The sequence below is a fragment of the Anaeroplasma sp. genome (genome assembly GCF_034179385.1).
In the GTDB taxonomy this organism is placed as follows: domain Bacteria; phylum Bacillota_I; class Bacilli_A; order Acholeplasmatales; family Anaeroplasmataceae; genus Anaeroplasma.
The window spans coordinates 1-13,319 of sequence record NZ_JAXFPY010000111.1; the positions used below are offsets into that span (position 1 = coordinate 1).

General features: G+C 32.4%; 10 protein-coding genes. 2 read left to right on the plus strand and 8 right to left on the minus strand.

All coding sequences use genetic code 11. The features are described 5' to 3' along the window. Positions 1–233: 233 nt before the first annotated feature. From galE to thiI, 6 genes are all read right to left on the minus strand, one after another. Positions 234–1,253, minus strand: coding sequence for a UDP-glucose 4-epimerase GalE (galE, locus tag SPJ17_RS07275; RefSeq protein ID WP_321094201.1), 1,020 nt, complete (start codon positions 1,251–1,253; stop codon positions 234–236). Between the two features lie 133 nt (positions 1,254–1,386). Continuing rightward, positions 1,387–5,277, minus strand: coding sequence for an ABC transporter ATP-binding protein/permease (locus tag SPJ17_RS07280; RefSeq protein ID WP_321094202.1), 3,891 nt, complete (start codon positions 5,275–5,277; stop codon positions 1,387–1,389). Positions 5,278–5,279: 2 nt separating this feature from the next. Then, the gene (locus SPJ17_RS07285; RefSeq protein WP_321094204.1) at positions 5,280–5,726 is read right to left on the minus strand and encodes a MarR family transcriptional regulator; all 447 of its coding nucleotides are present in this window, start codon (positions 5,724–5,726) and stop codon (positions 5,280–5,282) included. 164 nt (positions 5,727–5,890) lie between these two features. Then, on the minus strand, positions 5,891–7,051 hold the full coding sequence (gene ugpC, locus SPJ17_RS07290; protein ID WP_321094205.1) for a sn-glycerol-3-phosphate ABC transporter ATP-binding protein UgpC: 1,161 nt from the start codon (positions 7,049–7,051) through the stop codon (positions 5,891–5,893). Between the two features lie 109 nt (positions 7,052–7,160). Then, a complete protein-coding gene (locus SPJ17_RS07295; protein WP_321094207.1) occupies positions 7,161–7,712 on the minus strand; it encodes a helix-turn-helix domain-containing protein in 552 nt (183 codons plus the stop codon). A 122-nt stretch (positions 7,713–7,834) separates the two neighbouring features. Then, positions 7,835–9,079, minus strand: coding sequence for a tRNA uracil 4-sulfurtransferase ThiI (gene thiI / locus SPJ17_RS07300; RefSeq protein ID WP_321094210.1), 1,245 nt, complete (start codon positions 9,077–9,079; stop codon positions 7,835–7,837). Between the two features lie 117 nt (positions 9,080–9,196). Between thiI and SPJ17_RS07305 the strand changes: the two genes are divergently transcribed. Both SPJ17_RS07305 and rpsD read left to right on the plus strand, forming a co-directional pair. After that, positions 9,197–9,655, plus strand: a complete 459-nt coding sequence (locus SPJ17_RS07305) for a GAF domain-containing protein (RefSeq protein ID WP_321094212.1) — start codon at positions 9,197–9,199, stop codon at positions 9,653–9,655. Positions 9,656–9,867: 212 nt separating this feature from the next. Further along, positions 9,868–10,470 (plus strand): 30S ribosomal protein S4, encoded by a 603-nt coding sequence (gene rpsD / locus SPJ17_RS07310; protein ID WP_321094214.1) that lies wholly within the window; start codon positions 9,868–9,870, stop codon positions 10,468–10,470. A 131-nt stretch (positions 10,471–10,601) separates the two neighbouring features. Here rpsD and SPJ17_RS07315 read toward each other — a convergent pair whose 3' ends face one another. Together SPJ17_RS07315 and SPJ17_RS07320 are read right to left on the minus strand one after the other, a co-directional pair. Next, positions 10,602–12,596 (minus strand): EAL domain-containing protein, encoded by a 1,995-nt coding sequence (locus SPJ17_RS07315; protein ID WP_321094217.1) that lies wholly within the window; start codon positions 12,594–12,596, stop codon positions 10,602–10,604. A gap of 137 nt (positions 12,597–12,733) precedes the next feature. Further along, positions 12,734–12,865, minus strand: a complete 132-nt coding sequence (locus tag SPJ17_RS07320; RefSeq protein WP_321094220.1) for a hypothetical protein — start codon at positions 12,863–12,865, stop codon at positions 12,734–12,736. Between the last annotated feature and the right edge of the window lie 454 nt (positions 12,866–13,319).

The window sequence follows — 13,319 nt, forward strand, 5'->3', positions numbered from 1 at the left end:
GAACACAAAGAAGTATCATTAGAATTTGATGAATCAAAAGAAAAGAAACCAAAACAAGCATATATTCCACCTATGACTCATCCATGGAAGAAAGCATCCTTTGACAGTTTCGTAGCAAAACAAAAACACCGCCTTAAACAAGATTAAAGCAGTGCTCATGTTAAATAAATTATAGGAACTTTTCAAAAGTCATTGACAGAAAAAAGTCCACAATTTTTTGTGGACAAAACGTATTACTTATTAAATCCGTTAGGATTCATAGATTGCCATCTCCATAAATCACGACACATATCGGCTAAAGTCTTTTCAGCCTTCCAGCCTAAAATCTTATATGCTTTATCTGCATTTGCATAAGATTCAGGTAAATCACCAGCTCTTGCTTCGCCATATTCATATTTAAGCTTTAGATTATTAACATTCTCAAATGTTGTAACAATTTCTGTTACAGAATATGGTGTACCAGTACCTAAATTGAAGATTTCAACACCCTTCATGCCAAAAACATAATCAATTGCCTTAACATGACCACGAGCTAAATCTACAACATGAATATAATCTCTTCTACAAGTTCCATCTGGAGTTGGATAATTTCTTCCAAAAATAGTCAAATGATCTCTTCTACCTACAGCAACCTGTGCAACATATGGCATTAAATTATTAGGAATACCCTGTGGGTCTTCGCCAATAAGACCAGATTCATGAGCACCAATTGGATTGAAATATCTTAATAGAACAACACCCATCTCAGGATTAGCCTTTGCTGTATCCTCTAGGATTTGCTCCATCATAACCTTTGTCCAGCCATATGGATTTGTACATGTTCCTCTTTTCATCTCCTCTGTATATGGAACTTTATTATCCTCACCGTATACAGTTGCACTAGATGAGAAAATGATATTTTCTACATTAAACTTCTTCATTGTTTCAAGTAATGTTAATGTTGTATCAATATTATTTCTGTAATATGCAACTGGCATCTTTACAGATTCACCAACAGCCTTTAAGCCCGCAAAATGGATGACAGCATCAATCTTATTTTCACTAAATATTTTCTCTAAAGCTACTTTGTCTGCAACATCTGCCTCATATAGCTTTACCTTTTTTCCTGTAATCTTCTCTACTCTTCTAATGGATTCAGGACAGCTATTACGATAGTTATCAACAACTACAACGTCATATCCTGAATTTAATAATTCAACGGCTGTATGTGAGCCGATATAGCCAGCACCTCCGGCAAGTAAAATTGTTTTCATATTCATTGTTCACCTCAATTCCTATTCTATCACTTTTTCTTCTTTTTTCAATGAATTTACGAAAATATTTCGTCACTGAAAACACTTTAAAGCCAAAAAAAGAACCAGTAAAAATTACTGATTCTTATCTTTGTTATTCTGTTCTTAAAGCAACCACAGGGTCCTTCTTTGCAGCACTTGATGCTGGGATTAAGCCTGCAATCATAGTTAATACAATACTGATAGCAACCATTAGAATTGCTTGATACCATGGTAGGGATGCGATCGTATAAACTCCAACAATAGAGCCTAAAATTACATTGATTAATAGACTTAATAGATATGTAATGACAATACCCAAAACACCAGCACTGAAGCCAATAATAAGTGTTTCTGCATTGAATAGATGAGATACGTCCTTCTTTCTACCACCTAAAGCACGAATGACACCAATTTCCTTGATTCTTTCTACAACAGAAACATAAGTAATAATACCAATCATTACAGTAGATACAACTAAGGATAATGCGGTAAATGCGATTAATGAATAAGTGATAATTTGAATTAATGTATTCACTAAGGTAATGATAATACCAATCATATCGGTATATTCGATCTTTAAGGAATCGTCTATAGTTAATATGGATAAATCATCAAGCTTATTACCAATAACCTTTAATTCAATCATTTGGGCAATGGTAAGAGGATCTTGACTAAAATCTGCAGATACTGCAGATAAAGAGCCATCCTCATTTAAAATATATAAATCTGAAATATAACCAGACACATCACTATTTTCTAAATTCGTTGCATCAATGTATTTAGAAACATCATTACCATGTAAATAGGAAACTATAGTACCATTCTTTTCTTCTTCTGTATAATCCACATAATAATATTTAACGCCTGTATCCTTAGTATCCTTATAATAGAAGTCAATACCTGAATAATCCTCTAATGTAATAATCTTTGTATCATAATCCACCAAAACATTAGATAAATCTAAATCACCTAAGCTTGCCATATCAATATACAATCCTAAGGTATTTAATGTATATTCATTACCTGCAATTGTATAGGTTGGATTCTTTACGACATTTGCATAGGAATATGGATCTTCCTCTGCATATAAATTCTTTAAATCCGTATCTTCGACTTTAGTTGTTTTCAATGTATATTGCTTATTATTGTTAGAATCTAGGATAGGATTACCTAATGCATCGGTAACAAGTACATATTCATCATAATAGAAGGCATCATCCTCTTCTACATAATAATATCTTTCATAGCCATTTCTTGTGGCCATTACATTACCATCCTTATCTAAGGATAGCTTATAATAGGATTCATTTTGAACCTTCATGACATATTTATTATCTCCCTCAGAATTCTTATAGGAATATAAATAGCCACCAAATCTTGTATTATTATCCTTATCCTTTACAACCTCAAGATCATCATAATAAATATTGGATGTTTCAAACTCATCGCCAAATAAAATATAAGATCCTAAGGAATAAGCATTAATAGAATAATTATCTGTAACTTCAACCTGTCCATCTATAAAGAATGAATCTCCAATCTTATCTGCAAGTTTCTTATAGAAAACTGCATCATCTGTTTCTTTATTTAATACAAGCTTATACTGATTTCCATTAAAATCTAGAGCATACTTATCACTAGATAAATTTACAGAATAGAAGGATTTTGTTGACTTATCATAGTAATAATAGGAAATAATATCATTCCCCTTTTCATCCTTTACTATAGATTCATAATAGCCATCATTATTTTGCTTATACAAGTTTATTGCATTATCCTTATTCCATACATCTAAATAGCTTGTTAGTAAATCCTTTTGTTCAAAGGTAGAGGTATAAAATTCAATAGTTGTTGGGAATTCAGCACCACCTAAAGCTGCCTGGCTATAAGTAGATACCTGCTTAGAGCCCGATTGAGCACCTAAGAACTGAGAAATATAAGACATAATGGATGAACCAGATGCAGTTAAATAATACTTTTCAAGGGATGTAGATGAATTGCCATCAAATCTAAATTTATAACCTATTTCAACATTATATAGTGTACCATCCTGATCCTTTGCAGATGCGCAAACACTAGAGCCTAAATTTTGTTCTCTCATATACTTTGTTAGTGCCTCAGTATAATATAGGCCACCAGCGGCCATAGCACCATAGGAATGGTCATCCTTTAATCTTAGGACACATTTAACATTTAAATCAATGCTACCTGCATCACTAAATGCCTCTCTTCTATAGTTGTCATATTCATTTCCAGCCTCATTATATAAAGTTCCATCCGCATAAGCACTAGCATAGAATTTATCGCCTAAATCATCATCTGCTGTACCGCTCGTATATACAGTATCATTTGGATACCATGTGAATTTCTTGCTAGCTAGATCTTCATAACTTAAGGTGTCAGGAACATCCAGAATAGGATTATCTACATATAATTCACTATTTCCAACTCTATAGCAATAATTTAAGAATTGTTCCTGAGAGAAATATCCATATTCCGCAAGCTCTAAATCATTTAATGTATTGGAATTCTTACTTGCAACCGCAATTAAGGAGGTTTTATCATCAAAAACATCCTCTAATGTCATACCATCCTCTAGATATAAAACATCATACATATCTCCAATGTATTTTGCATTCGATGGAGCCTCTGTCATAACAGTAACAGAGGAGATCATTGAAGAATATTCCTTAAATTCTTCAACATTATTTAATACAGATGCATAGGTTGCTTGAATAGCCGCAACACTCATTTTATGTGTTTTACCATCTGCAGTTTTGAAATCCGTATAAAGATTTGGAGCAATTTGATAACCATAATCATAATGAATTAATTCTGCATAATTCTTAGGCATTTCCTCCAAGAAATCCATATATTCCTTAGTGATCTCATTTGTAGAGGTTACACCATTCATGTTATATAATGTACGAACTAAAGAGGAGATGAATAATTTAGAGCGGTCATGCTCTGGATTAACCTCTTCTGTATTCGACATTAACCCACCACCAAGTAGATTTGTATAATCTAGGGTTGAGGACGATATTGCAACAGGATAACCTGCAAGCATATCATTTTGAAGATCCGCAATATAGCCTTGAACGCCATTAGAAAAGGCAAGTACCGTTGAAACACCAACAATACCAATACATCCAGCTAAGGCTACCATAAAGGTTCTTTTGAACTTTGAGCGAAGATTTCTTGCAGAAAGCTTAAATGCTGTCCAAAGACTCATCTTAGCCCTTTCCTTTTTCTTCTTCACCTCAGCCTCATAACCTAATTCTTCTTCCTTTTGTGATTCTAGAAGCTCCTTTTTTTCATCCTCTACGGTAAAAGGATTCGAATCCTCCATTACCTCACCATCCAAAAATTTTACAATTCTTGTGGAATACTTATAGGCTAGATCAGGGTTATGTGTAACCATGATTACTAATCTTTCTTGAGCAATTTCTTTAATTAAATCCATAATTTGGATAGATGTTTCTGTATCAAGTGCTCCCGTTGGCTCATCCGCAAGCAAAATTTCAGGCTCATTGACTAAAGCTCTTGCGATAGCAACTCTTTGACACTGTCCACCAGACATCTGATTCGGATGCTTATAATATTGACCTTGAAGACCTACACGGTCTAATGCTCTTTTCGCTCTTGCGATTCTTTCTTGCTTTGAAATACCAGCTATAGTTAAGGCAAGCTCAACATTGCCTAATACCGTTTGGTGAGGAATTAAATTATAGCTTTGGAAAATGAAACCAATTCTATGGTTTCTATAAATATCCCAATCATGTCCTTCAAATTCCTTTGTGCTTCTTCCACCGATTACTAAATCACCAGAGGTATATTGATCAAGACCTCCAATAATATTTAATAAGGTTGTCTTGCCACAGCCTGATGGGCCTAATATAGATACAAATTCATTCTTACGGAAGCATAAATTAACTCCCTTTAATGCTTCAACCGTAATATCTCCAACATAATAATTCTTTTTAATGTTTTCTAATCTTAACATGTTTAAACCTCCTCATTACAGCAAGGCGTAACATCCACTAATACATCCTTGATTTTTAACAGTGTCGTAATAAAACGATCAATTTCATCTGTGCCGATTTCATCAATTAATCGCATAACAATCTTTAAAGAATATTGAACCATTTTTTCTCCAAGCTCATTACCCTTACCGGTTAGGCTAATAATATTAACTCTTTCATCCTCCATGGATGTTTTTCGATTTACAAGTCCTTTTTCCTCCATTTTTTTAATTAAGCTTGTGATTCTTGCCTTTGAAACATTCATTTTTTCGGCAAGTTCCTTTTGGGATGCCTCTTTTATATGATGATACATATATACTAAGATAAATCCCATACCAGAATCCGCTCCAGTAAATGGCTTATGAAGACTTGAAAATTTGCATTCACGGAATTGATTAAAATAATCTAATGCTTTCTCTTCCTTTGTCATATTTCAAATCACCTCTAAAATAAAGTTAACCCAGTTAACTAATGCATATATATTATATACATATTCTAGGAATAGTCAACGGGGTTAACTAATTTTTTCACAAAAAAATATGGAACCGTAATAATAAAACGGTTCCATAACTTTTTTAAACATTTTATAAGCTTTTAGATATCTAAATCGTCATCATCCGTGAATGCATGCTTAGAGTTCTCATTGATAACTTCTTCAGTATCTGGATCGAATAGATGAATATGATCAAAATCTAACCATAGCTTAAATGGCTGACCTGGAGCAATATCATCTCTACAAGGAACTGCAGCAACTACCTGATCTCCATCTACTGTAGTGTAAACATTCGTTTCACCACCAAGTAATTCAGAGATTTCAGCTGTGATATCTAATCTCGAGAATTGATCCCACTTCGCCATCATTTCCTTATTTTGATTATCATATACATCCTCTGGACGAATACCTAAGATAACCTCACGGTTTTCATATCCTAATTCTCTTGGAATCTCAAGCTTAGATTCAGGAATACGGAATGTAAATTTATTCTTTGTTGTAGTAAATGTTCCATTATCATGAAGCATACCATGAATAAAGTTCATAGGAGGTTGACCAATAAATCCGGCAACGAATACATTTGCAGGCTTTTCATATACTTCTCTTGGAGTACCAACCTGTTGGATTCTACCATCCTTCATAACGACAATCTTTGTACCCATTGTCATAGCCTCAGTTTGGTCATGTGTTACATAAATTGTAGTACAGCCTAATCTCTTGTGAAGCTTAATTAATTCACCACGCATGGTAACACGAAGCTTTGCATCTAGGTTAGATAGTGGTTCATCCATTAAGAATACCTTAGCGTTTCTAACGATTGCTCTACCTAAAGCAACTCTTTGACACTGACCACCAGATAACTGTCTTGGGTAACGGTTTAAGAATGGTACTAGACCTAATGTTTCTGCTGCCTTACCAACCAACTGATCAATTTCTTTTCTTGGCATATGACGTAATTGTAAACCAAATGCCATATTATTATATACAGTCATATGAGGATATAACGCATAAGACTGGAATACCATAGCGATATCTCTATCTCTAGGATTAACGTCATTCATTCTTTCACCATCGATGAGTAAATCACCAGATGTAATATCTTCAAGTCCGGCAATCATACGTAATGTAGTTGATTTACCACATCCAGAAGGTCCAACAAATACAACAAATTCCTCATCTTCGATGTGTAAATTAAAATCAAATACTGCCTGGACACCATTTGGATAAATCTTGTTAATGTTAATTAAATCTAATGTCGCCATATATAAAATTCCTCCTAAAAATATCATTATAATTATATCGTATAATAAAGCGTTTTCCTATGTGCAATTTGCACAAAAAGGCGCATAACCATGTTACTATGTCTTTTCTTTATTTATTTTCTAATAAAGAATAAAGAATATAAGCATCATTAAAATTTGTTAAATCAAATTGAGAATTCGCTTTTAGCTTATTCAGCTTATAAATCATCGTATTTCTATGAATAAACATAGCCTTAGATGCTTGGCTTACATTTAAATTATTTTTTGCAAATTCTAATATGAATGTCTCATTTATACCAGAACCAGCTAAAATATAATTCAATATTTCCTTCTTATTCTCAATATTCTTAACCCTTAATAAGGCTTCCTTAAAGCTATATACTCCTAAAGGTAATTCGTTTAGTAGATTTATTGCAATAGGGATTTCCTTATCGAGTCTATCCTCACTTCTATCCTCTGAAATATATGCATGTATACTTCCTACTAATTCAGTCTCTAAGGCATTTAATACATGAATGATATCTAAATTATTATCATATGTAAAATATATAGCAATATAACCATTCTCTTCTTTCGATTTCATATTCTTAAAAAGAGATTTAAACATTTCTAATAAAATTTCAGGATCATCAAAATCATTTTTTACAAGTAATACCTTCACATTTTCACCTGATTTCATAAAATCGTATACTTTATAGTTAATATTATACCAAAATATAGGTTCTAAGTCTAGAATTTATAAGGCTTTAAAGTCGAAAAAATCCCTTAATTAAGGGATAATTTCTACTTTTTTTCTTTTAATTCTTTAATTACTTCTCTAACCTCTAAGCCGAGCATAGATAAATCCAAATCAGATTCACTTTCAATCATAATGCTATTCACATTTTCTACGGCACTATCAATCATAGATTCATAGTCAAAGCTCTTTTCAAACAACTCTGCCTTTTCCTTTTTTGGTGCTGTAGCTGGAGCCTTTGGCACATATACTGTACAGCAATCCTCAAATGGTTTAATGGATAATTCATAGCAATCTATCTTTCTTGAGATATTCATAATATCCATTTTATCATAGGTACAAAGTGGTCGAAGGATTGGAAAATTTGTGACAGAATTAATCGTGTTCATTGAACCTAGAGTTTGGCTTGCAACCTGACCTACAGATTCTCCATTAATAATCGCAAGACAATTCTTCTTTATTGCAAGCTTTGTTGCGATACGATACATCATTCTTCTCATAATGGTAATATTATAGGATTCTGGTACATGATCTAATAATGCCATATGAATTTCCTTAAATGGAATAAAATGTACACATATTTTATTCCCTGGTGCATATCTTGCCATTTTCTTCACTAAATCGACAACCTTCTGTGCAGATTCAATACTTGTAAGTGGGGTTGATTCAAAATGAATACATTCAATTTCAATACCCTGCTTCATAGCTAAATATCCGGCTACAGGGGAATCAATTCCTCCAGAAAGCATTAATAATCCCTTTCCTGCAACGCCAACAGGGAAACCTCCCATGGCACGAAGATTCGTGTTAAATAGGTAGCATGCACCACCACGAATTTCCAAATTTAATTCCACCTCTGGATTATGTACATCAACTACCAAATCACTATCATGAGCAAGTACATAGCCTGAAACATGCTTCGTAATCTCTAAAGAATGCATAGGATAGCTTTTATCTGCACGCTTTGTGTTTACCTTAAATGTTGTCTTCTTCTTTACTACCTCTTGCATAAGTTTTAAGGAAGTTTCTTTTATTTCATTTAAATTATCACTACACTTAACAACCAATGAATAGGATGAAATACCGGATACATAATTTAATCTTTCGATTACCTTATTCACATCCTCATCATTTAAATGAATGAAAATACGATCATGCGTATGCTCAACATAAACATTTAATCCCTTCATTTTTTCATCCATTAACTTGTATAATGCCTTTAAGAAAACCTTTTGGTTTTTTCCCTTTAATGTAAGATCACCAAATCTTACTAAAATCTGATTGTAAATCATTATATGCCTCCTTAGACTATTTACGGATGGATTATACCATAACTTAGGAAAAACGAAAAGAATTTTATTGTTTCATAACGATAGAACATCCTATATAATATTTACGAGGTAAAGAATATGAATCGTGATTATCAAATGATATTAAATACACTTCCATCTTTGTTAGGCGGAATCGATTATGATGTAACATTATTATCCAATACTTCTGCATTACTTAATGATTACATGGATGAAATTAACTGGGTAGGATTCTATCTATTTAAGGATGGAGTATTAAAACTTGGCCCCTTCCAAGGTCATGTGGCTTGTATGGTAATTCCTCTAAATAGAGGAGTATGTGGTGTTTGTGCAACAAAAAAAGAAACAATCATTGTTTCTGATGTACATGAATTCAAGGGACATATTGCATGCGATAGCGCATCAAATTCTGAAATATGTATACCAATATTTGTCAACAATGCATTTTATGGTCTTTTGGATATAGATTCTCCAAACAAAAATAGCTTTAATGAAGTGGATAAGAAAAACCTAGAGGCGGCTATCCATATTCTAGAAGGTTTCTTAGAAAAAATATAATTTTTTGTTTGACAGAGGCACCCTCAAATGATATAATGTGATAGCGTGGGTAAAAGGCAGCAGTCCAAATACCTTAGTAAATATCTTAAAGCCAATATGGTTTCATTAGTAACCTTCGCTGCTTGATGGTGAACATTCTATTTAAGATATCCTAAAGTTATGGGCCATGACGTTACCCTCTAAAATAAAAATATATTTAGGAGGACATTAAAATGTCAAGATTCACAGGTTCAAGCTGGAAGGTTTCTCGTCGTTTAGGTTATTCTATTTCTGAAACAGAAAAGGAATTAATCAAGAGAAAGTATGCTCCTGGCCAGCATGGTGCAAAGCGTGCAAAGGAAAAGGAATACGCTGCACAGTTACATGAAAAGCAGAAGGTTAGATTCACTTATGGTGTTTCTGAGAAGCAGTTCGTTAAGACATTCAACGAAGCTGCAAAGATGGAAGGCAAGACTGGTGTTAACTTCTTAAAGTTATTAGAGTGCCGTCTAGATAACTTAGTTTATCGTTTAGGTTTTGCTGCAACAAGACCTCAGGCTCGTCAGCTAGTTAACCATGGTCATATCACTGTAGATGGCAAGAAGGTTGATATTGCTTCTTACAGAGTAAAGCCAGGTCAGGTTATTTCCGTAAAGGAAACTTCCAAGAATTTAGCAGTAATTAAGGCAGCACTTGAAGCTAAGCTTGCTCGTGCTGAGTACTTATCTTACGATGAAGACAAGATGGCTGGTACATTAGTAAGAATTCCTGAAAGAAACGAATTCTTACCTACAATCAATGAACAGCAGATTGTCGAGTTCTACAACAGAGCATAATCAAAATATTTAACCAGAAGATCAAGCCTTCTGGTTTTTTATTTCCTTTAAATTACTCTTTTAATTACATAATAAAAGTACCCCTTAGTTTTTCTAGATTTCACTAGTAAACTTTAGGGGTACTTTTCAAATTAGGATTGTTTTTTTCTTGTTCTCTTTGGCTTTACTACTTCTTTTTTTATGCCATTATTATGCTCTTGAATGAAATCAATAAATTCGGATTTTGAAAGTGGTTTAGAATGTAGGTATCCTTGAATGTAATCAACACCCATTTTATTTAACACATCCTCTTGGATTTGTCTTTCAATGCCTTCGCATACAATATCTAATTTTAATGATTTAAACATTGCAATAGATGTTTCCATAACACGCATACATCTTTGCGCCTTATTATCATCAGGATTAGCATATGCATTGAAATATGCATCAATCATATGTTTATCAAACTTAATGATATCTGCAGGGATTTCTACTACATAATTTAAGTTCGAATATCCTGTGCCATAATCATCTAGCGAGAAGGTTACACCCTTTGCCTTTAGTTTTCTTAAATTCGTTGTCAATGTATTTTTTTGATCTAATTCAGCAGATTCTGTAATCTCAAGATTAATATATTTTGAATCCACCTTGTTTTCTTTCATTATATCAATATATTTCTTAGAAAGCTCCTTATCACATAATTGTGCTACAGATAAATTGCTTTCGATATAATGTAAGCCTAAGGCATCCATATCATTCTCTTTTGTAAATTTACATACCTTATCAAATACCATTTCATCTAAACGATGAATCATACCATTCTTTTCAGCAATCGGAATGAACATTCCTGGAGGCAATAGTTTACCATCATCTGTTTCTATACGAACTAATGCTTCAGCACAGGTAAATGTTTTTGTTTTTAAATTATAAATAGGCTGATAATACACAAAAACTTTATCCTCCTTAATTGCTTTTTCAATTAAGGATTCTATTTGGATATTCGCATAGTGATCTTCTAAGATCGTAGTATCGATGATGATATAGTCATCCATCGTTTTGTTAATGTTTTTAGCGGCTAAATCAATTAAGCTTGAAAGACTTGTTTCATTTTCAAGCTTAATAGCATCATCTAAATAGAAAATAAAATAATGTGTAGAAATGATAGGAAATTGCTCTATATCCTTTAAAAAGCGATCAATTATTTCATTGAAAGTCACATTGCTTTTTAATACCAAGGTATATTCATCACGAATTCTAAAGGATAAGAATTCCTTATTTTTTAATAAATACTTATTGAATTGATTTAATCCTTCTCTTTTTGTTTTCTCATCAATAATCTTTATAGAATCTAAAGCTTTTAAATAAATGATTTCACAAACCTTTTTATCTTTTCTTCTCTCTTCAACGTATTTTACATAACCATTCCAGTTGAACAATCCTGTTTGATTGTCTAATGTACCATCTAAGGATTCTAAGCTTATATACATAATCAATAAACCTAAGGATAAAGCAAAGCTTACAATTAATAAGGATTTAATAAAATATTGTGTAATTGAGAAGCCAGTCCAAAGAATCATCCAGAATCGAACCGCAATAATTCTCTTTTTAGCAACCCTCTTTCTAAATACAATAGACATTATAAATATCGTTAATATACATGTGAAGCCAGTTCCAAAGCATGCAATAACACTAGAGCCATAGGTATAAACGTTTCTACCATTATCATTTTCCACATTGTTTATCAAAGTTGACCATTCAGGATTTACAATAAATGCACAAATTGCTGTTAAAGCAATAGTTAATAACCAAAAGGTAATGGAATACACCTTTCTTGAGGATATTTCATTAAGTAAATATAATCCTGTACCAAAAATAGATATTACCATTGCAGCTAAATAGAGTCGATTCACATAATTGGAAATAGGATTATTATGTAAAGGGTCTACCGTATTCGCTATAGTAGCCCAAATATCTAAGCCTAAGACAAGAATAACTACAAGAATCATACGTATGAAATGCTTTTCTCTTCTTATATTCATTTTCTTTTGGGATATATATAATACCAAAATAATAAAGGAAATAATAAGGCCGCATATCTGTGTATAAATATTGTAGAAGGTTCCTTGTTCTAAAATTATTAAATTCATAACAGCCCTCCCCCATTTAAGAGTTATTTACTATAAACATTCTATCATAGAAACGAAAATATACCTATTATCTTTTTCAAAAAAGTGCCCATGAAAATGCTTCACTACATAACATATTTCTCTTTTGAATCATTAATCTAACCAACGAATGGCTCTAAAACATCGAAATTTATTCTTTCAAGGCCATAGGTAACTATATATAGCATATCATTTTCATCCTTTGAAAAATGAACTCTTTTCGCCTTTTGTTCGAGATTCAGAAATATCATAAATTTCATTTCCCTCTAATATTGTAAGATTATAATACCTTAGTCATCCCCTTAAATAAAACAAGTTTTCTATCTTATTTTCAAGCTTTATGTTTGAAACCAATCCTCACTATAAGGATATAGTCCCACTCTAAAGACATAGAAAATGAAGAATTTCTTCTTTACTCTATTGAATTCTATAACTCTACCATTTTTTATCCAAGAAAAAAGATTTTATTCGTTTTATTCAAAAGTTTTCTAGATTCTCTTAAGGAATAACATTTTACTTTAAGGCTATAGGAATATTGCTAAAAAAATTCGTGTGAGTATGATATACAATTGCTTCAGCCAGAGGATATAACCTCAAAAACATTATATTCAAAAAATATTGCTTTTAAATTGTTTTTCATTCAATTATCTAATATAATTTTAAATGGTGATGTTGCGTGTTAGAATACTATAGATTATATCTTCC